Annotated in this window: 26 protein-coding genes; 7 read left to right on the forward strand and 19 right to left on the reverse strand. The window is 73.6% G+C overall.

Features of this window, described 5'->3' with window-relative positions; genetic code table 11:
• Positions 1 to 43 precede the first annotated feature (43 nt).
• From hypE to CNQ36_RS33025, 14 genes are all read right to left on the reverse strand, one after another.
• Complete coding sequence (gene hypE, locus CNQ36_RS32965) at positions 44 to 1,111, reverse strand: hydrogenase expression/formation protein HypE (RefSeq protein WP_121549381.1); 1,068 nt, start codon at positions 1,109 to 1,111, stop codon at positions 44 to 46.
• Entirely contained in the window at positions 1,104 to 2,234 is a 1,131-nt protein-coding gene (gene hypD / locus CNQ36_RS32970) for a hydrogenase formation protein HypD (protein WP_121549382.1), read from the reverse strand. The genes hypE and hypD overlap by 8 nt, the downstream gene beginning before the upstream one ends.
• Complete coding sequence (locus tag CNQ36_RS32975; RefSeq protein WP_121549383.1) at positions 2,231 to 2,533, reverse strand: HypC/HybG/HupF family hydrogenase formation chaperone; 303 nt, start codon at positions 2,531 to 2,533, stop codon at positions 2,231 to 2,233. Before CNQ36_RS32975 ends, hypD begins: the two co-directional genes overlap by 4 nt.
• Positions 2,534 to 2,575: 42 nt before the next feature.
• Positions 2,576 to 4,954: a carbamoyltransferase HypF gene (gene hypF / locus CNQ36_RS32980; protein WP_121549384.1), complete on the reverse strand. Its 2,379-nt coding sequence runs from the start codon at positions 4,952 to 4,954 to the stop codon at positions 2,576 to 2,578.
• On the reverse strand, positions 4,951 to 5,646 hold the full coding sequence (gene hypB, locus CNQ36_RS32985; RefSeq protein ID WP_121549385.1) for a hydrogenase nickel incorporation protein HypB: 696 nt from the start codon (positions 5,644 to 5,646) through the stop codon (positions 4,951 to 4,953). The genes hypF and hypB overlap by 4 nt, the downstream gene beginning before the upstream one ends.
• 2 nt (positions 5,647 to 5,648) lie before the next feature.
• Entirely contained in the window at positions 5,649 to 6,044 is a 396-nt protein-coding gene (locus tag CNQ36_RS32990; RefSeq protein ID WP_121549386.1) for a hydrogenase maturation nickel metallochaperone HypA/HybF, read from the reverse strand.
• Positions 6,045 to 6,147: 103 nt separating this feature from the next.
• Complete coding sequence (locus CNQ36_RS35895; RefSeq protein ID WP_387912898.1) at positions 6,148 to 6,264, reverse strand: DUF6893 family small protein; 117 nt, start codon at positions 6,262 to 6,264, stop codon at positions 6,148 to 6,150.
• Positions 6,261 to 6,824 (reverse strand): hydrogenase maturation protease, encoded by a 564-nt coding sequence (locus CNQ36_RS32995; RefSeq protein WP_121549387.1) that lies wholly within the window; start codon positions 6,822 to 6,824, stop codon positions 6,261 to 6,263. The genes CNQ36_RS35895 and CNQ36_RS32995 overlap by 4 nt, the downstream gene beginning before the upstream one ends.
• Complete coding sequence (locus tag CNQ36_RS33000) at positions 6,821 to 8,230, reverse strand: hypothetical protein (protein ID WP_121549388.1); 1,410 nt, start codon at positions 8,228 to 8,230, stop codon at positions 6,821 to 6,823. The genes CNQ36_RS32995 and CNQ36_RS33000 overlap by 4 nt, the downstream gene beginning before the upstream one ends.
• Positions 8,227 to 8,865 carry a DUF6084 family protein gene (locus tag CNQ36_RS33005; RefSeq protein ID WP_121549389.1) on the reverse strand — a complete coding sequence of 213 codons (639 nt, stop codon included), beginning with the start codon at positions 8,863 to 8,865 and terminating at the stop codon, positions 8,227 to 8,229. Before CNQ36_RS33005 ends, CNQ36_RS33000 begins: the two co-directional genes overlap by 4 nt.
• Complete coding sequence (locus tag CNQ36_RS33010) at positions 8,862 to 9,524, reverse strand: DUF5947 family protein (protein ID WP_121549391.1); 663 nt, start codon at positions 9,522 to 9,524, stop codon at positions 8,862 to 8,864. Before CNQ36_RS33010 ends, CNQ36_RS33005 begins: the two co-directional genes overlap by 4 nt.
• Positions 9,521 to 10,102 (reverse strand): hypothetical protein, encoded by a 582-nt coding sequence (locus tag CNQ36_RS33015; RefSeq protein WP_121549393.1) that lies wholly within the window; start codon positions 10,100 to 10,102, stop codon positions 9,521 to 9,523. The genes CNQ36_RS33010 and CNQ36_RS33015 overlap by 4 nt, the downstream gene beginning before the upstream one ends.
• The gene (locus CNQ36_RS33020) at positions 10,099 to 11,880 is read right to left on the reverse strand and encodes a nickel-dependent hydrogenase large subunit (RefSeq protein WP_121549395.1); all 1,782 of its coding nucleotides are present in this window, start codon (positions 11,878 to 11,880) and stop codon (positions 10,099 to 10,101) included. The genes CNQ36_RS33015 and CNQ36_RS33020 overlap by 4 nt, the downstream gene beginning before the upstream one ends.
• Positions 11,881 to 11,960: 80 nt before the next feature.
• Positions 11,961 to 13,049, reverse strand: a complete 1,089-nt coding sequence (locus CNQ36_RS33025; RefSeq protein WP_121549397.1) for an NADH-quinone oxidoreductase subunit B family protein — start codon at positions 13,047 to 13,049, stop codon at positions 11,961 to 11,963.
• 619 nt (positions 13,050 to 13,668) lie between these two features.
• Here CNQ36_RS33025 and CNQ36_RS33030 point away from each other — a divergent pair.
• Positions 13,669 to 14,055, forward strand: coding sequence for a hypothetical protein (locus CNQ36_RS33030; protein ID WP_121549399.1), 387 nt, complete (start codon positions 13,669 to 13,671; stop codon positions 14,053 to 14,055).
• A gap of 14 nt (positions 14,056 to 14,069) precedes the next feature.
• On the opposite strand, the gene CNQ36_RS33035 is transcribed toward CNQ36_RS33030, so the two are convergent.
• On the reverse strand, positions 14,070 to 15,548 hold the full coding sequence (locus tag CNQ36_RS33035) for a glutamate-cysteine ligase family protein (RefSeq protein ID WP_121549401.1): 1,479 nt from the start codon (positions 15,546 to 15,548) through the stop codon (positions 14,070 to 14,072).
• A gap of 96 nt (positions 15,549 to 15,644) precedes the next feature.
• Positions 15,645 to 16,088: an SRPBCC family protein gene (locus tag CNQ36_RS33040; protein ID WP_121549403.1), complete on the reverse strand. Its 444-nt coding sequence runs from the start codon at positions 16,086 to 16,088 to the stop codon at positions 15,645 to 15,647.
• A 138-nt stretch (positions 16,089 to 16,226) separates the two neighbouring features.
• On the opposite strand from CNQ36_RS33040, the gene CNQ36_RS33045 reads away from it, so the two are divergent.
• Positions 16,227 to 16,670, forward strand: a complete 444-nt coding sequence (locus CNQ36_RS33045; protein ID WP_121549405.1) for a DNA-binding protein — start codon at positions 16,227 to 16,229, stop codon at positions 16,668 to 16,670.
• A 16-nt stretch (positions 16,671 to 16,686) separates the two neighbouring features.
• Here the strand turns inward: CNQ36_RS33045 and CNQ36_RS33050 are convergent, their stop codons facing one another.
• The gene (locus CNQ36_RS33050) at positions 16,687 to 17,346 is read right to left on the reverse strand and encodes a lysophospholipid acyltransferase family protein (protein WP_121549407.1); all 660 of its coding nucleotides are present in this window, start codon (positions 17,344 to 17,346) and stop codon (positions 16,687 to 16,689) included.
• Between the two features lie 452 nt (positions 17,347 to 17,798).
• On the opposite strand from CNQ36_RS33050, the gene CNQ36_RS33055 reads away from it, so the two are divergent.
• From CNQ36_RS33055 to CNQ36_RS33070, 4 genes are read left to right on the forward strand one after another with little or no spacing between them, the layout of a single operon-like run.
• Positions 17,799 to 18,212, forward strand: coding sequence for an SRPBCC family protein (locus CNQ36_RS33055; protein WP_121549408.1), 414 nt, complete (start codon positions 17,799 to 17,801; stop codon positions 18,210 to 18,212).
• A gap of 31 nt (positions 18,213 to 18,243) precedes the next feature.
• Positions 18,244 to 18,783, forward strand: a complete 540-nt coding sequence (locus CNQ36_RS33060) for a (2Fe-2S)-binding protein (RefSeq protein WP_121549409.1) — start codon at positions 18,244 to 18,246, stop codon at positions 18,781 to 18,783.
• Entirely contained in the window at positions 18,780 to 19,775 is a 996-nt protein-coding gene (locus tag CNQ36_RS33065) for an FAD binding domain-containing protein (RefSeq protein WP_121549410.1), read from the forward strand. The genes CNQ36_RS33060 and CNQ36_RS33065 overlap by 4 nt, the downstream gene beginning before the upstream one ends.
• A 41-nt stretch (positions 19,776 to 19,816) precedes the next feature.
• Entirely contained in the window at positions 19,817 to 21,910 is a 2,094-nt protein-coding gene (locus CNQ36_RS33070; protein WP_121549411.1) for a xanthine dehydrogenase family protein molybdopterin-binding subunit, read from the forward strand.
• 45 nt (positions 21,911 to 21,955) lie between these two features.
• On the opposite strand, the gene CNQ36_RS33075 is transcribed toward CNQ36_RS33070, so the two are convergent.
• Entirely contained in the window at positions 21,956 to 22,792 is an 837-nt protein-coding gene (locus CNQ36_RS33075) for a pentapeptide repeat-containing protein (protein WP_121549412.1), read from the reverse strand.
• 182 nt (positions 22,793 to 22,974) lie between these two features.
• On the opposite strand from CNQ36_RS33075, the gene CNQ36_RS33080 reads away from it, so the two are divergent.
• Positions 22,975 to 23,946 (forward strand): pirin family protein, encoded by a 972-nt coding sequence (locus CNQ36_RS33080; protein ID WP_121549413.1) that lies wholly within the window; start codon positions 22,975 to 22,977, stop codon positions 23,944 to 23,946.
• A 166-nt stretch (positions 23,947 to 24,112) separates the two neighbouring features.
• Here the strand turns inward: CNQ36_RS33080 and CNQ36_RS33085 are convergent, their stop codons facing one another.
• Entirely contained in the window at positions 24,113 to 25,171 is a 1,059-nt protein-coding gene (locus CNQ36_RS33085) for an AraC-like ligand-binding domain-containing protein (RefSeq protein ID WP_163013462.1), read from the reverse strand.
• Positions 25,172 to 25,293 lie beyond the last annotated feature (122 nt).

Raw genomic sequence — 25,293 nt, forward strand, 5'->3', positions numbered from 1 at the left:
TCCCCGGCGGCCCGCCACCGGGGACGGCGCGCGGCGGTCCGCGTCAGCAGATCCGCGGCAGTTGCTCGCCCATCGGCAGGTCGACCACCCGGGTGCCGCCCAGCCCGGTCCGCGCGACGACCATGCCGGGGTGCTCCGCGACCGCCTCACCGATCACGGCGGCCCCGGCGCCCAGCGGGTGTGCCCGCATCGCGGCCAGGACCGCGTCCGCGTGCTCCCGGGGCACGAACGCGACGAGCTTGCCCTCGTTGGCCACGTACATCGGGTCGAGCCCCAGCATGGCGCAGGCCCCGGCCACCGCCGGCGGCACCGGGACGGCACGCTCCCGGACGACGACCCCGCACCCCGACGCCACGGCGATCTCGTTCAGCGAGGCCGCCAGCCCCCCGCGGGTCGGATCGCGCAGCACGTGCAGGTCCGGGGTGACCGCCAGCATCGCCTCGACCAGCCCGCCGAGCGGCGCGCAGTCGCTCTCCACCTCGGCCTCGAACGCCAGGTTCTCCCGCTTGCTGAGGATGGCCACACCGTGCACGCCGACGGCCCCGCTCACCAGGACGACATCGCCCGGCACCACCCGCTCCGGGCGTAGGTCCACCCCGGCCGGGACCAGTCCGATGCCCGACGTGCTGATGTACACGCCGTCACCGTGGCCGGCCTCCACGACCTTGGTGTCGCCCGTCACCACGCGCACCCCGGCGGTACGGGCCGCCGCGCCGAGCGCCTCGGCGACCCGGCCCACGGTCTCGATCTCGACGCCCTCCTCCAGGATCAGGCCGCACGACAGGAACGCCGCACGGGCCCCGCTCATCGCGAGGTCGTTGACCGTGCCGTTGACCGCGAGGTCACCGATGCTGCCGCCGGGGAAGAACAGCGGCCGCACCACGAACGAGTCGGTGGAGAACGCGAGCCGGGCGCCGTCCAGTTCGACCACGGCGGAGTCGGTCAGCGCGGCCGGCGCCGCCGCCCCGAGCCCCGGCAGGACGACCTGCTCGATCAGTTCGGCGGACAGGGCGCCGCCCCCGCCGTGGCCCATCACCACGCGGGGCCGGTCGCGCAGGGGCGCCGGGCAGGACCAGGAGAGCATGTCGGGGGCGGCGGTGGTGTCAGACAACGGAGCTCTCCTGCCGCCGCGGGCCGGTCACGTCCAGTTCCAGCCGCCGGTACAGGTAGTACGCGGCGCAGGCGCCCTCGCTGGACACCATGGTCGCCCCCAGCGGCGTGCGCGGGGTGCAGGCCGTCCCGAAGGCCTCGCACTCGTGCGGCTTCAGCAGCCCCTGCAGCACCTCGCCGCTGCGGCACTCCGCCGGTTCCAGCGTGGCGATGTCCCCGACCTGGAAGCGGTGCTCGGCGTCGTAGTCCCGGTAGCGCGCCGACAGCCGCCAGCCGCTGTCCGGGATGACGCCGATGCCCCGCCACGCCCGGTCGGTGACCTCGAACACGTCGTCGAGCATGGCCCGCGCGGCCGGGTTGCCCCCGGCCCGTACGGCGCGCGGATAGGCGTTGTCGACCGTGTGCTCGCCCCGCTCCAGCTGCCGCACGGTACGCCGTACGCCCTCCAGGATGTCCAGCGGCTCGAACCCGGTCACCACGATGGGCACCCGGAACCGCTCGGCGAGCGCCGGGTACTCCTCCGTGCCCATCACACTGCACACGTGTCCGGCCGCCAGGAACGCCTGCACCCGGCAGTCCGGGGACTGCATGATCGCCTCGATCGCCGGGGGCACCCGGACGTGCGAGACCAGCAGACTGAAGTTGCGGATGCCGCGTGCGCGGGCCTGGTGCACCGTCATCGCGTTGGGCGGCGCGGTGGTCTCGAAGCCGATGCCGAAGAACACCACCTCACGGTCCGGGTTCTCCTCCGCGATCCGCAGCGCGTCCAGCGGTGAGTACACCACCCGCACGTCACCGCCCTCGCCGCGGACCTGGAACAGGTCCCGGCCCGTGCCCGGCACCCGGAGCATGTCACCGAAGGAGCAGAAGACGACGTCGGGCCGCGAGGCGATCGCCAGCGCCTTGTCGATCACCTCCAGCGGCGTCACACAGACCGGACAGCCCGGCCCGTGGATCAACTCCACCTCGTCGGGCAGCAGTTGATCGATGCCGTGCCGGATGATGCTGTGCGTCTGACCGCCGCACACCTCCATCAGCGCCCACGGCCGGGTCACCGTGGCCCTGATGTCGTCGAGCAGGCGGGCCGCCAGCTCGGGATCCTGGAATTCCTCGACGTACTTCACCGCCGTACCTCCCCGCTCAGTTCCTCGCCGCCCGCCTGCGCGGCCTGTTCCCACGGATCGCCGAACTCCTCCTGGAGCATGCCGAGGCTCTCGAACAGCTCCAGCGTCCGGCGGGCCGACTCCTCGTCCAGCCGCTGCAGGGCGAAGCCGACGTGCACGATGGCGTACTCACCGACCTGGAGGTCGGGCAGGTACTCCAGGCACACCTCCTTGACCACCCCGCCGAAATCGACGGTGGCCATCCGGGTTCCGTTCCGTTCCTCGACGCCCAGCACTCTGCCGGGTACCGCCAGACACATGCGGATCTCCTCACTCGTCGCGGGCGGGGGCGCCCGCGCCCGTCATCGGCTTCCGGCTCCCGCCCGCCCGGCCACGACCAGCTGGCCGAGGGCGAGCCCGCCGTCGTTCGGCGGGACGTCGCGGTGACGCAGTACGGTGAAACCCGCGGCGCGCAGCTCACGGGCGCAGGCCGAGGAGAGCAGCGCGTTGGAGAACACACCGCCCGTCAGGGCCACCGTCCGCAGTCCCGCCGCCGCTCGGGCCGCCCCGCACACCTCCGTCACCAGCCGGGCGACCGCCAGGTGGAAGCGGGCGGCGATCACGGCCGGGGGAACCCGCCGCCGTACGTCCTCGACGACCGCCGCCAGCAGCGGTCCCGGCAGCGCGGCCAGCGGTCCCCGCCCGTCCGTGAGACGGAAGGCGTAGCGCGGGTCGGGGGGCTCGCCGTCACCGGCCCGCACCGCCGCCGCCTCCAGTTCGATCGCGGCCTGCGCCTCGTACCCCGCGTGGTGGCACACCCCCGCCAGGGACGACACCGCGTCGAAGAGACGCCCCATGCTGGAGGTCGGCACACAGTTCAGTCCCCGCGTCAGCTGTGCGCGCAGCACGTCGAGTTCGCCCGGCGGGCAGGCGGCGGCGCACGGCAGGTCGGGGTCGAGGGCGAGGCCGGCGGCGTACAGATGCGCCAGCGCCATCCGGTACGGCCGCCGCACCGCCGCGTCACCGCCGGGCAGCGGCACGTACGCCAGGTGCGCGAACCGCCGGAAACCGTCGTAGTCCGCGAGCAGGAACTCGCCGCCCCAGACCGCGCCGTCGTCCCCGTGCCCCGTGCCGTCGAGGGCGACCCCGATCACCCGGTCGCCCTCCGGCACCCCGTTCTCGGCGAGGACGGAGGCGATGTGCGCGTGGTGGTGCTGGACCCGCAGCACGGGACGGTCCCCGGCGTGCCGCCGGGCCCACGCCCCCGACCGGTAGCCGGGATGGGCGTCGGCGGCCAGCAGCGCCGGCCGCACACCGGTCACGGACTCCAGATGGCGCTCGGCGCGGCCGAACGCCTCCTGCGCCGCGAGGCCGTCCATGTCGCCGACATGGGCGGACAGCCAGGCCCGGCCGCCCTCCCCGAGACAGAACACGTTCTTCAGGTCGCCGCCGACCGCGAGCGCCGGCACCACCTCGACCGGCAGGGTGACCGGCAGCGGCACGTAGCCGCGTGAGCGGCGCAGCACCAGCGGCTCGCCGTCGCAGACCCGGACCACCGAGTCGTCGCACGGCACCTGGACGGGCCGGTCGTGCGTCAGCCAGCCGTCGGCCAGCCCCGCCAGCCGCTCCAGGGCCTCGTCGTCGTCCGTCACGATGGGCTCCCCGGACACGTTGCCGCTGGTCATCACCAGCAGCCGGGGTGCGCCCGGCGCCCCCAGCAGCAGATGGTGCACCGGCGTGTACGGCAGCATGACACCCAGGTCGGGGCTGCCCGGCGCGACGGCGTCGGCGGGGACGGGCGCTCCCGGGGCCGGCCGGACATCCGGACGCCGCCGCATCAGGACCACCGGCCGCACCCGCCCCGTGAGCAGTTCCCGCTCCGCCGCGCCCATGCGCACCAGATGTCCGACGTCCGCGGCGTCCCGGGCCATGAGCGCGAACGGCTTGTCCCCGCGGGCCTTGCGGCGCCGCAGTTCGGCCACCACCTGCGGCCGGGTGGCGTCACAGGCCAGGTGATAGCCGCCGAGGCCCTTCACGGCGAGCACACCGCCCGCGGCGAGCAGCGCGACCGCCGCGCCGACCGGGTCGCCGCCGGGGTCCGTGGACGGGCAGCGGGGCCCCGCGACGAACCGCAGCCGCGGACCGCACGCGGGACAGGCCACGGGCTGCGCGTGGAAACGGCGGTCGCCGGGGTCCCGGTACTCGCGGTCGCAGTCCGGGCACAGCGGGAACCCGGCCATCGTGGTGTGCTCACGGTCGTAGGGCAGACCGGTGACGACGGTGAAGCGCGGCCCGCAGTGCGTGCAGGTGACGAACGGGTGGCGGTGGCGCCGGTCGCCGGGGTCGCCGAGCTCGGCCAGACAGTCGTCGCAGGTCGCGGTGTCGGGGGCGACGAGCGTGCGCACCGGTCCGTCGGAGCGGGAGGCGACGATGCCGAAGCCGGTCTCCCGTGTGACGGGCAGTTCGCGGGTTTCCACCGACTCCACCACCGCCAGCGGCGGCGCGTCGGGCGCGACCCGCGCGCAGAACCGGTCGACGGCCGAGGACACCCCCTCGACCTCGACCACCACACCGTCACCGGTGTTCGTCACATGCCCCGCCAGCCGCAGCTCGCCGGCCAGCCCGTACACGAACGGCCGGAAGCCCACGCCCTGCACCACACCCCGGACGACGACCCGGACGCGCCGCACGGGGCCGGCGTCCGGCGGCGGCGCGGGGCGGACGCCGGGAGCGGTGCTCACGCCCGGGCCCGCGCCATCACCGGCGCGTGGACTGTCTCCCCGTCGGCCGCCCCGAGCGCCCGGTCCACCAGGACTCCGGCGCCCTCACCGGTCCGCACCGACGTCAGCACCACCTCCACACCGGGGTTGACCCGCTCCACATGGGCGCGGAAGGCGGCCTCGTCGAACGCGGCCGGACCGGCCAGGTCGGACTTGGTGACGACCACCAGCTGGGCCGTCCCGTAAGCGGTGGGGTACTTGAGCGGTTTGTCCTCGCCCTCCGTGACCGAGGCCAGGACGACCCGCAGCGACTCGCCCAGGTCGTAGGCGGCCGGGCACACCAGGTTGCCCACGTTCTCCACGAACAGCAGCCGGGTGGCGCCGGGCAGCCAGTCGTGCAGGTGCCCGGCGAGCATGTCCGCCTCCAGATGGCACAGCCCGTCGGTGAGCACCTGCTTGACCGGGACGCCCGAACGGGCCAGCCGGGTGGCGTCGTTCTCGGTGGCGAGGTCCGCGGTGAGGGCCGCGGTCGCCACGCCGCGTTCCCGCGCCAGCAGCAGCTCACGCTCCAGCAGGGCCGTCTTGCCGCTGCCGGGGCTCGACAGGAGGTTGATCACCGTCGTCCCGCGGGCGGTGAGTTCGGTGCGCAGGACGTCTGCCGCCCTCGTGTTCTTGGCGAGCACGGCCTGCCGGAGGTCGACGGTGCGGCACATGGTCAGCTCTCCTCGGGTTGCGGTACCGGAGTGGGGTCGGGTGCGTTTGGGGGCGCGGACCAGTGCACCTCCGAGATCCGCAGTTCGCGGCCGGAGAGCAGTTCGGTGGCGCCCCCGCGGCAGGCCGCGCAGATCATGTCCGGCGGCATCCCGGTGTCCCAGGCGCGCCCGCACGGTGCGCAGCGGGCCCGGGCGGGCACGGAACGGGTGACGAGCTCGGCGCCCTCCAGCAGCGTCCCGGCGCAGGCGAGTCCGAAGCAGAAGGAGAGCGAGTCGGGCACGACCCCGGCCAGTTCACCGATGTCGACCGCGACCCGCCGCACCCCGGGCGCGCCGCCGGACCGCGCGGCCCGCTCCACCTGGTCGACGACCGACAGGGCGACGGACATCTCGTGCATCGCCGCTCCGTCCTGGGCCGGGGGTGGGGTTCGCTGCCATTAGAGGCGCGGCCGGAGCGGCCGGCGGCCCGGCGCGCCGGGCCCGTAGCCCGATCGGCGGGCGTCACATGCTGCGGATGCGCAGGTAACGCCGTACGTCCGGCCAGACGTTCGCGGCGACCGCCACCAGTGCGGACATCGTGAGGACGGCGGCGGCGCCGCCGATGAGGCGCTTGCTCATGGTGCTCTCCGAAGGGGTGGGAGTGAGGTGTGGCCGGGCCGGGCGACGGCTTCGCCGCCGACCGCTTCGCCGAGCAGTTCGCGGACCAGGCGGACCGCCCCGGGTACCGCCGCGGCCACCGGCGGGCTGAGGCCGATGCCCTCCTCGACGGTGGCGGGTTCGCAGCCCACGACCAGCGTGCGCCGCGGCGGCACCGCGCCGGTGCCCGCGCACAGGGTGTCGAGCAGGGCGAGCACCGCGTCGGGCGACATGCGGTGGCCGTCCAGGGCGACGGCGTCCGGTGGCCGCCGGCTGCCGGGCTCCGCCGCGTCGATCACGTACAGGGTGCCCGGCTCCGCGCCCCGCGCCGTCGCGTCCAGGACGACGAGCGTGTCGTAGCCGTCGAGGAGCTGGTAGGCCAGATGGACGCCGCGGATGCCGATGTCGGCGACCTCGACAGCCTCCGGAAGCGCCTCCCCGGCCAGCGCGCGGGCGGCCTCGACGCCGAAGCCGTCGTCGCCGAGGAAGATGTTGCCGACCCCGGCGACCAGGGTGCGCGGGAGCGCGGCGCCGCTGGTCACAGCGCCTCCACGTCGATCTCGTCGGGCTGGAAGTAGAGGTAGCGGCCCTGTTCCCGGCGGATGTCGGCGCCCGGGTCGTCGTCGACGGTGACCGCGAGGTGCACGCCCCCGTCGACGTCGTGGAGGACCGCCTCCACCTGTGCGCGCCGCCCGGCGAGGAACAGGTCCTGGGCGTCGGTGTGCCGCAGCCCGGGCCGCAGGACGACCCGGCTGCCCGCCCGCACCTCCCGCCCGTCGACCAGGACGTGGTCGTGGGCCGGGTCCACCGAGGCGTCCGCGCCCGGATCCCACCAGGGCGCGTCGGGCCGGAGGGGGCCTCCCCGCGCGTCACCGGGCACCGCGGGAGCGGGCGCGGTCACCTCGCGCAGGCCGCGGACCGCGCCGTGCAGCCGCTCCAGCACCTCGGCCGGCATCGACTCGGTGAGGTCGATCACCGCCGCCGCCCGGTCGTCCGTGCCCCTCGCCTCGCGCTTCTCCTCGTCCGTGAGGGCCGCGGTGCGCAGGGCGAGGATCTCGTCGATCTCCGTGGCGTCGTACAGGGCGCCCGGGCTCTCCGGGGCGATGGCCGGATGGTCCTCCAGGATGATCGGGGAGGAGAGCACCAGGTCCCGGGAGTCCGGCTCGCCGGCCAGCACGGGCCAGGTGTGCAGATTGCGGCAGGCGGCGGTGGGGCCCTTCGCCCACTCCGGAGGGTCCGTCAGGGACAGGAAGCGTCCGGCGTCCAGGTGCAGCAGCGTGTGCGTGGCGACCAGGGAGCGGGAGAGCGCCTCGTCGCGGCCGGAGCCCTCGCCGGGCAGCCACTCCCCGGTGTTCTCCACCACCACGCTCAGCCGCTGTGTGGCGTACGGGCCGTCCAGCGGGCTCGCCGACAGGCGCACGACGCCGTCCAGCGCCTCCCGGCGCCGTACCAGCCGGCCGACGGGCGCCCCGCCGTCGTCCGTGACCGGCTCGGTCTCCTCGCCCGCGGGCCGGCCGAAGCGGACCACGGTGCCGGCGTCCGCCAGTTCCTCCACCGGGACGGTGAGGCGGATCCGTTCTTCCCGGCCCTCGTCCCACGGCACGATCACCCGGTCCGCGAGGCGCAGTTCGCCGACGGTCCGGAAACCGCCGTCCGGCAGGACCCGCTGCACCGTACGCCGCTGGGCGTGCAGGAAGCGCACCTCGACCGAGAGGGTGGCGCCCCGGCGGGGCTCCATCAGCAGCTCGGTGCGCTGGACGTCGTGCTCCGCGGCCGTCGCCGTCCAGGCCGGGGGCACCAGCACCCCGAACTGCCAGCGCAGCCGGTTCTTGGCGGCCGACGCGCGGTACGGGTAGAGCACGTACCCCTCGAACAGCACGGCGTCGGCGACGTGCCGGGCCACCGCCAGGCGGGCCTCGGCCCCGGAGGTGAACGTCGTCGTGGTCATCGTGTCCTCTCACCCGCCGCGTCCAGCAGCCGGCCGACGGTCTCCTGCCACGACGGCAGCGCCTCGCGGGACCGGTAGGCGAGCAGCGCGTCCATGGCGTCCCTCGGCAGCCGGATCCAGCCCGAGCCGGGGAAGTGCTGGTCGACCATCTCCCGCCAGGTCTTCACCGGCATCCGGAACACGGCCTCCTTGTCCCAGGGGACCGGCTCGACCCGGAATCCGCCGGCTCCGGTGAAGGCGGTGCCGGAGAACAGCATCCGCAGCGGCACCTCCCCGTCCGCCAGGGCGTGGAAGTAGCGGGAGGAGGCGATGTCCATGTCGTAGGTGCAGGGCACCACCACATCGGCCTCGGTCTCGCCGGTGAACCCCCGCACCATCACCGGGACCTGGGCGAACTCCAGGGGGTTGAGGGTGCTGCCCCAGCGGGACCGCTCCCCGAACAGGTCGGTGAGGGCCGCGGCCTCGGCGCCGTCGTACCCCCGGCGGGCGGGCTCGATACGGAGCTGGCAGCGCAGCGCCAGCGCGTGCACCCGGGCCTTCGGGGAGGCGGTCACGCGCAGCCGGAACACCAGCGTCGGACCCGCCGCGTACGGGTCGGCGCGCACCCCGGTGCACGCGAAGCCGAACTCGGTCACGGCCGGCCCCCGTGGATGTCCCGGGCCCGCTCGCGCACCTGGGCGAAGAAGGCCGTCAGATCGGCGCGCGCCTCGGCGCCCCCGTCGAACCCCTGCCAGCGCAGTCGCATACGGCCCACCAGTTCGTAGCAGATGTCGATCGGTACCAAGTGGCACTCCACGCCGCCCTCGTGGCGGCGCAGCAGCAGCGCCTCCACATCGGGTTCGAGGAGCCCGGCCAGCGGGGTGGCGTCCAGGACGGACTGCCAGGACTCCGCCTCCAGTTCGCTCTCGGTCGCTCCGGCCGGGCTCGGATACAGCGCGACCAGCCGGCCGAGGGCGGAGTTGCGGAAGAAGAAGGCGACGCCGACGGGGATGCGCAGCCGCTCCCAGGCCGCCTCGTCGAGGCCGTGCGCGGAGTCGCTCAGACAGCGGCCGGGCACGGTGCGGAACCGGCCCGTGTCCCCGCCCTGCCCGGTGAGGAGCTGTGCGCAGGGGTCGCAGGCGCAGGCCAGCGCGCGGTTCTCGGTGTCGACGAGATGCCGGTGACCGGGGTCGGGCAGCGCGGCCGCGCACAGCTCGCACCGTTCCTCGCGGGCCGGCCGGGGCCCGGTGAACCGGGACAGGCCCCGGCGCACCGGGGCTCGCCGGGTGTCCGGTCCCGGCGGGTGGGCGCTCATGGCGCCGTGGTGGCCGGCGGGCGGCCGTCCGGCGCGGACGGGGACGCTCCGGGCGGGCCGGAGCCGATCTGGAGCAGCACCGGCCCGGGGGCGTCCGCCTCCACCGTCACGGCCGCCACCTCGGGCGCGAGACACGCCAGCGTGTCACGTGCCGCCTGCTCGACGGCCTCCCGGGAGTCACCGCAGCCGCAGCCCCCCGAGCCGAGGAGCCGCAGCCGCAACTCGCCCGTGGCCGGGTCGAATCCGGTGCTCTCCACGGACTGCGGGAGGGCGTCGAGGGCGTGGGCGATCCGGGCCGGGACGTCCTCCGGGTGCAGTCCGTGCAGCACCAGCAGGCCGCCGACCAGTTCGTCACGGAGCAGCGCTGCCACGGCCTCGCGGGCCGGCCGGTCCGGGCCGTGCCTGAGCAGATCCATGGCACGGGCGAAGGCGGCGCCGTAGAACTCCATGAGCACGCGCACGAGTTCCTCGGCGGACTCGCACGCCGCGCGGTCGCCGGCGGAGGCGATCCGGTCGAGGACCTCCTCGACCATCCGGCCCGCCGTCTCCGCGTTCGGCCCGGCGCCCCTGCCGCTCATCCGGCCAGACCGCTCAGGCCGGTGGGCACGTGCATCGACTTCACCGTCCGGCCGTCACCGACGTACATGTGCACCCCGCACGGCAGACACGGGTCGAAGCTGCGCACGGCGCGCATGATGTCGATGCCCTTGAAGTTCTCCGGGGAGTTCTCCTCGAAGATCGGCGTGTTCTGCACCGCGTCCTCGTACGGGCCCGGAGTGCCGTAGGTGTCGCGGGTCGAGGCGTTCCACGGGGTCGGCGGATACGGGTGGTAGTTGGCGATCCTGCCGTCCCGGATGACCAGGTGGTGCGAGAGGACCCCGCGCACCGCCTCGGTGAAGCCGACGCCGATCGACTCCTCCGGCACCTCGAACTTCTCCCAGGTCTGGGTGCGTCCGGCGCGTACCTCCTCGAGGCCCTTCTCCGCGAAGTGCAGTGCCACGGCGGCGGAGTACGCCTGGAAGTAGGTGCGGGCGCGGTTGCGCTCCAGGGCGTTGGACCACTGCGGGATCTTCCACTCGAAGGTGGTCTCCGGCTTGGTGAGCGTACGCGGCAGGTTGATGACGACGCTGTGTCCGGTCGCCTTGACGTACCCGACGTCGACGAGCCCGGACAGCGCGGTGGACCACAGCCGGGCGAGGGGGCCGCCACCGGTGTCCAGCGGCAGGTGCTCCTTGCCGTCGAACCAGCGGGGGGACATCACCCAGCTGTACTTGTCGTCGAAGTTCCGCTTCTGCGGGGCGGGGACGGTGTGCTGGTTCCACGGGTGGCGCGGGTCGACCGGGTTGCCGAGCGGGTCGTGGGTGACGAACTGCTCCCGCCCCTCCCAGTCCTCGTAGTACGAGCTGCCCAGCAGGATGCGGATGCCGAGGTTGATCTCGGTGAGGTCGTTGGTGACCAGTTTGCCGTCGACGATCACGCCCGGGGTGACGAACATGCGCCGTCCCCAGTCGGTCATGTTGGCGTAGGTGAAGTCGCAGTACTCGGGGTCGTTCAGCGCGCCCCAGCAGCCGAGCAGCACCCGGCGGCGGCCGACCTCCTCGTAGCCGGGCAGCGCCTCGTAGAAGAAGTCGAACAGGTCGTCGTGGAGCGGCACCACCCGCTTCATGAACTCCACGTACCGCATGAGGCGGGTCATGTAGTCCGTGAAGAGCTGGACCGAGGCGACGGTGCCGACGCCGCCCGGGTACAGCGTGGAGGGGTGCACATGGCGGCCCTCCATGAGGCAGAACATCTCCCGCGTGTACCGGCTGACCTGGAGCGCCTCCCGGTAGAACTCGCCCTCCAGGGGGTTGAGCGAGCGCATGATGTCGGCGATCGTGCGGTAGCCGTGCTCGGCCGCGTGCGGCGCCTCGGTGCGCTCGGCGAGTTCGAGGACGCCCGGGTTGGTCTCGCGGACCATCTTCTCGCAGTAGTCGACCCCGACCAGGTTCTCCTGGAAGATGTTGTGGTCGAACATGTACTCCGCGGACTCGCCGAGGTTGATGATCCACTCGCCGAGGTGCGGCGGCTTCACCCCGTACGCCATGTTCTGCGCGTAGACGGAGCAGGTGGCGTGGTTGTCACCGCAGATGCCGCAGATGCGGCTGGTGATGAAGTGGGAGTCGCGCGGGTCCTTGCCCCGCATGAACAGGCTGTAGCCGCGGAAGACCGACGAGGTGCTGTAGCACTCGGCGACCCGCTTCTGCTTGAAGTCGATCTTCGTGTGGATGCCGAGGCTGCCCACGATCCGGGTGATCGGGTCCCACGCCATCTCCACCAGGCCGGTGCCGTCACCGGTCGTCGTCGAGGTCGCCATCGTGTCTGTGCTGCCCTTCGGTCGTTCGGGTCGGTGAGCGGGTCACGGGGCGGCGGTCCGCCGGGGCGGGGGAGCGCCGGTCACCAGGGCGGCCGGTAGCCGGTGGTGATCTTCCGGCCGGTGTGCCGCCACTTGGGCTCCTTGTCCACCGTCCGCGCGGTGATGTCCCGCAGCTTGCGCACCACCGCCCCGTAGGCGCCGCTGGCGGTGCTGGAGAGCTTCGCGCCGGGCGGCTCGTCCATGAACGGCATGAACTTGTCGGGGAAGCCGGGCATGGTGCAGGCGATGCAGATGCCGCCGACGTTCGGGCAGCCGCCGATGCCGTTCATCCAGCCGCGCTTGGGCACGTTGCACTTCACCACGGGTCCCCAGCAGCCGATCTTCACCAGACACGTCGGGGAGTCGTACGCCGTCGCGAACTGGCCCTGCTCGTAGTAGCCGGCCCGGTCGCACCCCTCGTGGACGGTGGCCCCGAACAGCCAGGTGGGGCGCAGCTTGTCGTCCAGCGGGATCATCGGCGCGGAACCCGCCGCCTGGTACAGCAGATAGGTGAGGGTCTCGGCGAAGTTGTCCGGCTGGATGGGGCAGCCCGGCACACAGACGATCGGGATGCCGGCCGCCGACTTCCAGTCCCAGCCCAGGTAGTCGGGCACGCCCATGGCGCCGGTCGGGTTGCCGGCCATGGCGTGGATGCCGCCGTAGGTGGCGCAGGTGCCGATGGCCACGACCGCGAGGGCCTTGGGCGCGAGCCGGTCGATCCACTCGCTGGTGGTGATGGGCTGGCCGGTCTCCGGGTTGTCGCCGAATCCGGACCAGTACCCCTCCTTCTTGATCGCCTCGTTGGGGACGGACCCCTCGACGACGAGCACGAACGGATCGATCTCGCCGCGCTCGCCTTTGAAGAACCACTCGATGAACGTGTCGGCCCCGCCGACCGGCCCGCACTCGAAGTCGATGAGCGGCCAGTGCACGGCGATCTTCGGCAGGCCCGGCAGACCGCCCAGGGCGATCTCCTCGATGCTGGGCTGCATGGCGGCGGTCAGGGCGACCGAGTCGCCGTCGCAACTCAGCCCGGCGTTGATCCAGAGGATGTGGATCGGCTTCTCGTCCGTGCCGATACCGCCGGACGTGTCCGCCTCGGCGTGTGCGGCCGGGGGTGCTGCGTTCATCAACGCCTCCTGGGGAGGAATGCGGCAGTGCCGGTGTCTCGGCCCGGTTCCTTGGGTCAAGCGTCGGCCGGTCCGGCCGGCACCGCAGGCGGGGCGGCCGGTGGTTCGCTGCGCACGGGCGTCGGCGCACCGGGGTCGAGGAAAATCCTGCGTGTGTGCGCGCGTTCCCGCTCGCGCACCGCCGCCGGCGGGGTGACGGCCCCGCGGCGCCCGCTCCCGGCCGCCCTCGCCACGAGCCGTGCGCGCGTCCCGGAGGAACCCGCTGGACGCTGCGCCGACCGGGTGACCTCGCGCGGCCGGCCGTACCTCCGGCGCGGGGCGCGGCTGCCGGGGACGCTGAGCAGGACGCGCATGACGAGGGCCCTTCCGGGGATGCTGCGGCCGTCGGTGAGGGGCGGCCCGGATGAATGTGATCGTCGGACATACCGGACCGTGAGCGTGGACACGAATCCCGCTCGTCACCCTCAGGTGTGACTCTTCGGGGCACCTGGCAGGCGGCCGGCCGTGGCGGGCCGAACGCCACCCCACCCGATATGCCCTCTTCTGCCACGAGTGGGAGGCTTTTACTGCCGGGGCGCCGAGGGACGTGCCCCACGAAAGCGGACAGGTGGGCCGACACATGCCCGAAGACCGTAAGTCTCCGCAGCCGTCACGGGGCCAGGGGCCGAGCCGTCACCGGGGGAGCGAACAGCACGGCTGGTCCCCGGACGTCGACGACACACGGCAGGAGGAGAACCCGAGCGCGCGCAGGTCCTTCCACGCGGAGGAACACGCGCCGTCACGCGGAGCGGGCCGCGAGCCCGCCAAGGAGGAGCGCTCCTCCGTCCCGGGGGATGTGACGCGCAGTGACGCCCGGCGGGGCGAGGAGTACGCGGACCAGGAGGAGGAGGGCAGGCGGGGTACGGGCCGCCGGGGCCGCTCCGGGCGTCCCGGCGGAACGAAGGACGAGTCCGCCTTCACCGGGGTCGACCCCGACGACTCCGACACCGGGCGCCGGCCGGGCTGACGCGCCCGCCCGCTTCAGTCGACGGGCCAGGTGTGGACCGGGGCGTTGAGGTGCATGTAGTCGATGTACTGCTGGGTCATCCGCCGCAGCGCCTCGTGCCGGCCGCAGTGCGCGACGGCCTCGATGTGATGGAACATCTCCTTCTGCCACACCGCCCCGTTGCGCCCGGTGACACAGCGCTGCTCGATGACGCCCAGCAGCGGCTCCCGCCAGGCGTCGTCCATGCCGGAGCGTTCCAGCCCGCGGTGCGCCAGCGGCAGCAGCCGCCGCAGCACCAGTTCGGACGCGGGCACCTCGCCCATCCCCGGCCAGAACAGCCGGGCGTCGATGCCGTACCGGGCCGCCGTCCGCAGATTGTCCTCGGCGGCCGAGAAGGACATCCGCGACCACACCGGCCGGTCCTCCTCCACCAGGGCGCGGGTGAGCCCGTAGTAGAAGGCGCCGTTGGCGAGGGTGTCGGCGACGGTCGGGCCCGCCGGCAGCACCCGGTTCTCCACCCGCACATGCGGTGCGTCGTGGGCGACGGCGTAGACCGGGCGGTTCCAGCGGTAGATGGTGCCGTTGTGCAGGGTCAGTTCGCCGAGTTCGGGGGTGTCGCCGCGCTCCAGCGTCTCGGCGGGGTCCTGGTCGTCGCACAGGGGGAGCAGGGCCGGGAAGTAGCGCAGGTTCTCCTCGAAGAGGTCGAAGACGCTGGTGATCCAGCGCTCCCCGAACCAGACCCTGGGCCGCACCCCCTGCACCTTGATCTCCTGCGGGCGGGTGTCGGTGGCCTGCTCGAACAGCGGGACGCGCGTCTCGTGCCACAGCTCCTTGCCGAACAGGAAGGGCGAGTTCGCCGCGAGCGCGACCTGGACCCCGGCGATCGCCTGCGCCGCGTTCCAGTAGTCGGCGAACCGCTCGGGGGACACCTGGAGGTGGAACTGCGTGCTGGTGCAGGCGGCCTCGGGGGTGATCGTGTCCGCGTACGTCCGCAGCCGCTCGATGCCGGTCACCTCGATGTGCAGGTCCTCCCCGCGCGCCGCGAAGATCTGGTCGTTGAGCAGCCGGTAGCGCGGGTTCTCCGACAGCGATCCCTCGCCGACGTCCTCCTGGCGCAGGGTGGGGAGGATGCCCGTCATGATCAGGCGCGCGCCGACCGACCCGGCGCGCCGCTCCGCGTGGTTCAGCGCGGCACGGATCTCCGCCTCCCAGGCGTCCGGGCCGCCCGCCGTGAGGCGCCGGGGCGGGATGTTGATCTCGAGGTTGAACCGGCCCAGCTCCGTCGACCAGGCCGGGTCCGCGATCGCCTCCAGCACGTCGGTGTTGCGCATCGCGGGCTCGGCCCGGTCGTCGACCAGGTTCAGCTCGATCTCCAGGCCCACCTGGGGCCGCTCCGCCTCGAACCGTGACTCGCGCAGCATCTGCGCGAACGTGTCGAGGCACTCCTGCATCTTGATCCGGTAGCGGCGGCGGTCCTCGCGGGTGAAGGTGAGCGCCGGGACGTCCCGTCCCATCGGTCTCCCTCCAGGTCTCGTCCTCGGGCACCTGTCCACCCCAGCGTCGCACCGGCGGACGGGTCCGACCACGCGGGGCCGGGCGCGCCGGGCGCCCTACGCGCCGTCGGCCAGATAGGCGGTCAGGCTGTCGAGGAGCATGGTGCTGCCCTGCTCGGCCATGTCGCGTTCCTCCGCCGTGTCGCAGGTCTGGCGGAGCGCGATCCGCGTCCGGCCGCCGTCCTCGCCGAGTTCCACGGTCATCGCCGACGGCTCCGGCTTGCCGGGCACGTCCATCCCCACCACCAGCCGGCGGTTCTCGTCGACCTCGAGGTAGGACCCGGTCAGCGGGAACCGGTCGCCGTCGGGCGTGAGCATGGTGGCCTTCCAGGCGCCGCCCGGCCGGACGTCCATCTCGACGGAGCCGGGGGCGGCGTACGCCCACCGGGCGTACTGGCCGGGCGTGGTCCACGCCTGCCACACCCTGGCCGCGGGGGCGTCCAGCAGACGGGTCAGGTGGTAGGAGAACTCGTTGTCCGTGATGGTCCGCTCGGCGCTCATGGCGTCGTCCCCTCGTCGTGGGTCCGGGTCGGTGGGTGGGGCTTTCGCATGGTGGACGTGCGGCGGCGCCGGAACTCATCGAGCGTCCGTGAAAATATTTTATTGACAACAAACTGTTCATGCTGCGATTCTCCCCGCATGGCACAGAACACCCCCGAAGAGCCCGACGACCCCTTCACCCGGCCGAGTTCGGACGCCGCACGGGTGCAGCGGACGCACGCCTCCCTGTTCCGCATCGCCGAGCGTCACGCGGCCACCGACGAGCAGCGCCGCCGCCAGGTCCACCCCGGTGTCATCGGCCCGCACGAGGCCGTCCGGCTCGTGGCGTTCCTGCTCAGCGGCGCCGCGCTGCCCCAGGACGGCGAGCCCGAGGTGGACCGGGCGGACATCACCGCCGCGCTGAGCCTCGTACCGCGGGCCCGCGCGGAGATGGACGAACTCGAGGCCGGCCTGCTGCAGATGGCACGGGGACGCGGCATGACCTGGCCGGAGATCGCCTTCGGCCTGGGCCTGCGCAGCCCGCAGGCCGCCCGGCAGCGCTACGAACGCCTCGCCGACCGCACCGAAACCACCGAGGGATAGCGGTGCCGCCGCGTGGTCAGCCGCGGAGGGCCGGCTCGCCCACCGCGCGGGCGGCCCGCTGCCAGGCCGCGCCGACCGCCCGGTGCGCCGTCGCCGTCCCGGTCGCCGTGTCCGGCGGAAGGTGCACGGGCCGGCCGATGTGGACGTGCAGACGCGGACGGCGCAGCGGCGCGGTGAGCACACCGGCGAGTTGCTTGGCGGCCGTTCCCGAGGCCAGCCGCCGGGCCCCCGCCTGCCCCACGGGGACCACCGGCGCGCCGGTGGCGGCCGCCAGCCGCGCCAGACCCGTACGGAACGGCCGGGGCGCCGCACACGCCGCGTCCAGGCGCGACGGCAGGCCCCCTTCCGCGTAGATCAGCACATGACGTCCCGCCCGCACCGCCTCCGCCGCGGCCTCGAGCGCGTCCGCCGCGCGGGCCGATCCCCGGTGCACCGGAACATGGCCCTCCCTCGTCAGGGCACGCCCCAGCACCGGCACCCGCCACAGCCCCGCCGTCGCCATGACGACCGGGGTCACGCCCACCCGGCGCAGGGCGGCCAGCACCAGGGCCGGATCGGCCGTCGAGTCGTGGTTGGCGACGAAGACACTCCCCGCGGGAAACGGCCCCTCCGTCTCGCGGGTGACGGTGAGCCGCCCGAACAACGGCAGCAGGGCGGCGGCGGCACGGCTGAGCAAGGGACGTCCTTCCGGCAGACGGGATTCCTGCCGGTCAGCCTCCGACGCCCCCGGCCCCCCGCGCCTGAGTACGCCTACTCGGATCGGCTGCGCCGCCTACTCGTGCCGGCCGTGGACCGGGGCTGAATCACCTCCCGGCGACCGGGTACCCGCCGGATCCCCGCGCGGACCTGCCGCGCCGCCCCGTCACGGGAGGGCTGCCATGACCGACTCCGGGCCGGCCGGCCCCCGGAAGGCGCTCGACGGCGCCGGCCGCGCGCCGGCCGCGCACCCCCCTCGGTGGCGGGGAGCGAAGGCGCGACCGACACTCACGACAGGAAGCCGGCGCAGACCGGCGGCGAGCACTCCGACGGCCCCGGCCAGGCGCGGAGGATGGTCCCCGGCGACGAACGACGCCATGCAGCCGGACCGCCCCCGACCGCCGGACACCCCGACCCAGGAACGGCACCGCGATGACCGAGTACGAGCGTGCGCACACCATGCCCGCACCACCCGAGCACGTCTTCGACCAGGCGGCCGACATCGGCCGGATGGGTGAGTGGCTCCCCGGCGACCTGCATGTGCACGCCGGGGAACCGCCCGCCGTCACCGTGCACGAGGACCGCACCGACGAGGACGTCTCCGCCCTCTTCCGCGCCCGGCGGGACCAGATGCGGCTCGAATGGGGCACCCGCGAGCAGGGTGGCTACACCGGCTGGCTCCAGGTCGCCGGCATCGACGGCGGAGCCAGTGAGGTCACGGTCCACCTCTCCTTCTTCGACGACAGCCACGACCCGGGCGAGCAGACCGTCGGCGACGCCCTCGACACCAGCCTCCGGCGCCTGGAGGACCAGGTGCGGCTGCGCGTCGACAACGCCGCCGGCTGACCGCCCGCCCCGCCCGGAAGGCCACCACCGCATGAGCAGCGAGTCCCCCCACGAGCACCGCTCGGAAACGACCCTCAGGGTCAACGGCAAGCCGCACACCCTCGTCCTCGACCACCGGAGGGTCCTGCTGGACGTCCTGCGCGAGGACCTCGACCTCGTGGGCGCCAAGAAGGGCTGCGACCACGGCCAGTGCGGGGCCTGCACGGTCCTGGTCGACGGCCGCCGCGTCAACAGCTGCCTGCTGCTGGCGGTCTCCCTGGACGGCGCCGAGGTCACCACGGTCGAGGGCCTGACCGACGGAGCCGACGGACTGCACCCGCTGCAGCAGGCCTTCCTCGACCGGGACGCCTTCCAGTGCGGCTACTGCACCCCCGGGCAGATCTGCTCCGCCGTCGGCGCCCTCGCCGAAGCCGCGGCCGGGCACCCGTCCCACGTCACCGACCCCGCCGCCCCCTCGGGACGGCCGCTCCCGCTGGACGCCGCCGAGATCCGTGAACGGCTCAGCGGCAACCTGTGCCGCTGCGGCGCCTATCCGCGCATCGTCGAGGCCGTGGAGGACGTGACCCCGTGAAGCCCTTCGGATACGTACGGGCCCGCACCGTCGAGGAGGCGACCGGGGCGCTCGCCGCGCACCCGGGCGCCCGCTGTCTCGGCGGCGGCACCAACCTCGTCGACCTGATGAAACTGGGCGTGGAACGCCCCGACGTCCTCGTCGACGTCGGCCGCCTGCCGCTCGACGCGGTGGAGGAACTGCCCGACGGTTCCGTGCGAGTCGGCGCCACCGTCCGCAACAGCGACCTCGCGGCCCACCCCCTGGTCCGCGACCGCTATCCCGCGCTGTCCCAGGCGCTCCTGGCCGGCGCCTCCGGACAGCTGCGCAACTCCGCCACCACCGGCGGCAACCTCCTCCAGCGCACCCGCTGCCCCTACTTCCAGGACCTGTCCAAGCCCTGCAACAAGCGGGCGCCGGGCAGCGGCTGCGGCGCCCTGGAAGGCACCGACCGCGACCACGCGGTGCTCGGCCACTCCGAGCACTGCGTCGCCACCCACCCCTCGGACATGGCCGTCGCCCTGGCCGCCCTCGGCGCACGCGTGGAACTGCTCGGCGACGAGGGCGCCCGGGACGTCCCCGCGGACCGGTTCCACCGGCTGCCCGGCGACCATCCGGAACGGGACACCGAGATCCGGCCCGGCGAGCTGATCACCGGCGTGGTCCTCCCCGCCACCACCGCGTCGCTGCCCTCCGCCTACCGCAAGGCCCGCGACCGCGCCTCCTACGCGTTCGCCCTGGCGTCGGTCGCCGCCGTGCTGGCCACGTCCGAGGACGGCACCGTCGCCCATGTGGGGCTCGCCTTCGGCGCGCTCGCCCACAAGCCGTGGCGGGCCGAACGCGCCGAGGCCGCGCTGCGGGGCGCCCCCGCCACCGCCGACACCTTCGCCCACGCCGTCGACCTGGAACTCGAGGCGGCCCGGCCGCTGCGGGAGAACGGCTACAAGGTGCCCCTGGCCCGCAATCTCGCCGTGGACGTCCTGACCCGGCTCGCCCGGTCCGCCCGGACCTGAACCATCGGCCCCGAACCTTCGGCACCCCCACAGGAGGAACCATGACCGGCACCGCGCTGGGTGCCCCGGCCGTACGCCGCGAAGGACGCCAGAAGGTCACCGGCGTCGCCCGGTACGCCGCGGAACACCCGCAGCCGGACCGCGCCCACGCCTGGCCCGTCCCGGCGACGGTGGCCCGCGGCCGGGTGACGGCCGTCGACACCTCCGCCGCCCGGGCCCTGCCCGGCGTCCTGACCGTGCTCACCCATGAGAACGCCCCCCGGATCGCCGAGCCCGACGACCCCACCCTGGCCGTGCTGCGGGACGAACGGGTGCCGCACCGGGGCTGGTTCGTCGCACTCGTCGTCGCCCGGTCCCCGGAGGAGGCCCGCGCCGCCGCCTCGGCCGTCCGGGTCGAGTACGCCGTGGAGGACCACGACGTGACGCTCCGCGCGGACCACCCGGAGGCGTACGAGCCGGGGACCGCCAACGGCGGCCATCCCGCCCGCCGCGAGTACGGGGACCCCGACGGCGCCTTCGCCACCGCCCCCGTCCGGGTCGACGTCTCCTACCGGGTGCCGCCGCTGCACAACCACCCGATGGAACCCCACGCCAGCACGGCCCGCTGGGAGGGGGAGCGCCTCGTCGTGCACACCTCCAGCCAGGGCGGCACGGCGGTGCGCGCCACACTCGCCGCGCTGTTCGCGCTGCCCGAGGACCGCGTCACCGTCCACACCGCCCATGTGGGAGGCGGCTTCGGCTCCAAGGGCACCCCGCGCCCCGACGTCGTGCTCGCCGCCATGGCCGCCCGCGCGACCGGCCTGCCGGTGACCGTGGCCCTGCCCCGCCGTCAGCTGCCCGCCGTCGTCGGGCACCGCGCCCCCACCCTGCACCGGCTGCGGCTCGGCGCGGGCACCGACGGCCGGCTGACCGGCCTGACCCACGAGATCGTCACCCACAGCTCCCGCATCAAGGAGTTCGTGGAACAGGCGGCGGTCCCCGCACGCGTCATGTACGCCACGCCCAGCAGCCGTACGCTGCACCGCGTGGTCCGCCTGGATGTGCCGAGCCCGTCCTGGATGCGCGCACCCGGCGAGTCACCCGGCATGTACGCCCTGGAGTCCGCGATGGACGAACTCGCCGCCGCCCTCGGCATGGACCCGGTGCGGCTGCGCCTGCTCAACGAACCCGAGCGGGAACCGGACAGCGGAAAGCCGTTCAGCAGCAGGCATCTCACCGAGTGCCTGGAGGAGGGCGCGCGACGCTTCGGCTGGGAGCACCGGGACCCCCGCCCCCGCTCCCGCGCGGAGGGACACCTCCTCGTCGGCACGGGCGTCGCGGCGGCCACCTACCCGGTTCTCGTGCAGCCGTCCACCGCCGAGGCGCGGGCGCTGCCCGACGGAACGTTCGTCGTACGCGTCAACGCCACCGACATCGGCACCGGCGCCCGTACCGTGCTCACCCAGGTGGCGGCGGACGCCCTCGGAGTGGCCCTGGACCGGGTACGGACCGAGATCGGCGACAGCGACCTGCCGTCCGCGTCGCTGGCCGGAGGGTCCTCCGGCACCGCCTCCTGGGGCTGGGCCGTGCACGACGCCTGCACCGCGCTGGCCGGGAGGCTGGCCGGCCGCACCGCCCCGCTGCCCGACGAGGGCGTCAGCGCCCACGCCGACACGGCCGGCCGGGCGGACGCCGAGAGCCCGTACGCCCGGCACGCCTTCGGGGCGCACTTCGCCGAGGTCACCGTCGACTCCGTCACCGGCGAGGTCCGGGTGCGCCGGCTGCTCGGCGTCTTCGCCGCCGGACGGATCCTCAACGCCCGCACCGCACGGTCGCAGTTCGTCGGTGGCATGGTCATGGGGCTCGGCATGGCGCTGACCGAGGGCAGCACGATGGACGCCGCGTTCGGCGACTTCACCGAGTCCGACCTGGCGTCGTACCACGTGCCCGCGCACGCCGACGTGCCCGCCGTGGAGGCGCACTGGATCGACGAGGACGACGCCCACCTCAACCCCGTGGGAGGCAAGGGCATCGGCGAGATCGGCAACGTGGGCACCGCGGCCGCCATCGGCAACGCCGTCCACCACGCCACCGGCGTCCGCTTCCGCGACCTCCCGCTGACCCCGGACAGGATCCTCACCGGGCTGCGCGGCTGACGCCGGCCCCGGCGCCCGGCCACGTACGCGGGCCGGAGCGGACGCCTACCAGTGAGGCGGCCGGCCCAGGGAAGCGGGGAGCGTGGTCGCCGCGTCCCCGCGGGCCGCGTTGAGCTGCGCCTGCGTGAGGAAGAGGGCGCCGGTGAGGTCGGCACCCCTCAGATCGGTGTCGCGCAGGTCGGCGCCGATCAGGTCGGCGTCGCGCAGATCCGCCCCGCCGAGGTCGGCGGCGACGAGGAGGGCACCGCGCAGGCTCGCCCCCCTGAGGTCGGCGCCGGCCAGCCGGGCGCCGGCCAGATCGGCGCCGCGGTGGTTCTTCCGGCGCCCCGGGACCCGGGCCCGGGCGAGCTCACTGGCCCGCAGCAGCAGCGGGTTGACCTCGCCGCGCAACGCGTTCACGTCCAGTGCGGTGATCGACTCGGGGCTGCCGAGGGTCAGGCCCTCGATACGGGCCAGCGCCCGCCGCAGCTCCTTGTGGACGGGCCGGGCCGCCGCCAGGCCGAGGGCCTCGTCGACGTACCGGAGCAGCTCGTGCAGCTGCCGCATCACGGGGAACACCGCGAACATGGCGCGCGCCGACTCCGGCGCCCGGCGCCAGTCCGTGCCGCCGAAGGTGACCTGTGACACCTTCTGCCCGGCGCCGAAGCAGTCGAAGACGGTGCAGCCGCGATAGCCCTCGTCGCGCAGCCGCTCGTGGATGCCGCAGCGGAAGTCCGTCCGGAGATGGGAGCACGGCCGTCCCGCGGCCTTGTCGACCGCGAAGTCGGCGGACCGGGCGAACGGCAGGGCCGCACAGCACAGGCCGAAGCAGTCGGCGCAGTCGGCCTGGAGGTCCGTGCGGCGGCCCTCCGCGGAGCGGGGGGCTTCGTGCTGTGGCGACACCGTGCGTGCTCCAGTGGTTGCGACGGGCACCGTACATCCCCGGCGCTCCGAGACGGGGCCGCCATTCTCGCAGACGGCCGGTGCCGGACGTCTCACGGTTGCCGCGCGACCCTTGTGGATACGGGGCCGGCATCGCGATAAGTTGAAAGTGAAACATTCTTGGTGGTGGAAGGATCAAGCGCATGAGCAACACGGAGACCCACCCGACCGAGTCGGTCTGCGGAGCGGACGTGGACGGACCGCCGCCGCCCGGCATCGAGATCCTCACCCCCAGGGACGTGCCCCTCGGCGGCCCCCGGGCCATGCGGGTACGGCGGACCCTGCCCCAGCGGGCGCGCACCCTCATCGGCGCCTGGTGCTTCGCCGACCACTACGGCCCCGACGACGTCGCCGAGTCCGGCGGAATGAACGTACCCCCGCACCCGCACACCGGGCTGCAGACGGTGAGCTGGCTGTTCAGCGGCGAGATCGAGCACCGCGACAGCCTCGGCAGCCACGCCTTCGTCCGGCCCGGCGAACTGAACCTCATGACCGGCGGGTACGGCATCAGCCACTCCGAGGTCTCCACCCCCGCCACCCGCGTCCTGCACGGCGCACAGCTGTGGGTGGCCCTGCCCGAGGAACACCGCCACACGGCCAGGGACTTCCAGCACCACGTCCCCGCCCCGGTCGCCCTCGACGGCGGCGAAGCGCGGGTCTTCCTGGGCACGCTGGCCGGCGACACCTCGCCCGTGCGCACCTTCACGCCGCTGCTCGGCGCGGAGATCGTCCTGGAGCCGGGCGCCGCCGTGACCCTCGCCGTGGACCCCGGCTTCGAGCACGGCGTACTCGTCGACAGCGGGGACGTCCTCCTCGCCGGCACGGCCCTGAAGCCGGCCGAACTCGGCTACGCGCCCCCCGGCCACGCCTCCCTCACCCTGGCCAACGCGGGGGAGGAGCCGGCCCGCCTCCTCCTGCTGGGCGGACCGCCCTTCCAGGAGGAGATCGTCATGTGGTGGAACTTCATCGGCCGGTCGCACGACGACATCGTCCAGGCCCGAGAGGACTGGACGACGGGGACCCGCTTCGGCGAGGTCCACGGATACGACGGCGCCTCACTGCCCGCGCCCGAGCTGCCGAACGCGCCCTTGAAGCCACGCCGACGGATGCGCTGACCTGCGGAAACGTGGGTCTTGAGCCAAGGGGGTCAGGATCGCTGCCACGCCCGTCCGGTGACGTGGCCGTCCCCGCGGTGAAGCTGGCACTTCGGTGATCCGGTTCGTCGGCCCGTCGGGTCGACTCCACCCCCGAAGCGGCGCGTTCGAGACGTTCCTCAGTCACCTACTTGTCGTTCAGCGCTGCCGACGCGCCTCCGGCTGACGTGAGCGCCGTATGCCGGAACTCTCCTGGCGGCATGCCAAAGGCTGCGCGGAAAGCCCGGCTGAAGTCGGCCGGATGGCGGAATCCCCACCCGAGGGCGATCTCCCCGATCGTCCGGTGGCGCAGGCGCGGATCGGTGAGGTCGGTCCGGCAGTGGTCCAACCTGCGTCGACGGATCGCCGCGGAGACGGTTTCCGGTCGCTCCTGGAACAGCGCGTGCAGCATTCGCACAGAGATGTGGTGATGTTCGGCGATGTCGGCCGGCCGCAGGTCTGCGCTGCTGAGGTTGCGCTCGATGAAGGCGTCGATACGGGCGAGCAACGCCTGCTTGCGATTTTCCGACGGGACGGTGCGGGCAATGTCCAGCAGGCCGGCGAGGAACGTCACCGCAAGGTCGGCCGCAACGGATCCCAGCCTGGGCAGCTCGGCCGGGCCGCACTCCTGCGCGTGCTGCAGCATCCCGGACAGATAACGGTCAAGCAGCGCCCCCGACGCTGTGCGAGAGGAGAGACGCTCGGCAAGCAGTCGGTCTACCGTGTCGAAGGGCAGCGGAAGCAGCGTCCTGGGCAGGCGGATCATCTCGACGCGAGCCCCCCGGCCGCCGCGGAATTCGGCTTCCAACGGCCAGGACGTGGAGTACAGGCCCAGGTCGCCGACGCGCAGCCAGGAGGTCCTGCGGTCCTGTTCCAGGCCGATCTGGCCTCCGCGGACCGCGAACAGGTAGTAGTCCTCCGGATCGTGCCGCCGTATGTGCGCGTGCGTCCGCACAGCTGACGACGCTGAGAGGTACAACGCCGAGACCTTGGTGGACGGACCGCCCTCGATGCTGTCAACTCCCGCGTGAAAGCGTGCGGGACGCTCACTCGTCATCGACACCGCCATGACCTCGTCCCGCATCAGCCGTCCCCACCACTCGAACCGGTCTCCGGCAGGCACGCCATCGGTGGATACGGACACCAACCCGGCCGGCGAACAGGAAAGTTGTGATGCCGCAGTCATCTCCGTGCGTGATCCAGACACGCAAGGATGGTCTCGCTTGCACGCCCCTCCAGGACAGCGGTGCACAGGCCAAGTCTGTGACGCTCGGCGAGAGGTATGCCCGATCGTGCTCACGGACCTGGGACCAGCGGTAGCCGTGATCC

Source organism: Streptomyces fungicidicus (assembly GCF_003665435.1).
In the GTDB taxonomy this organism is placed as follows: domain Bacteria; phylum Actinomycetota; class Actinomycetes; order Streptomycetales; family Streptomycetaceae; genus Streptomyces; species Streptomyces fungicidicus.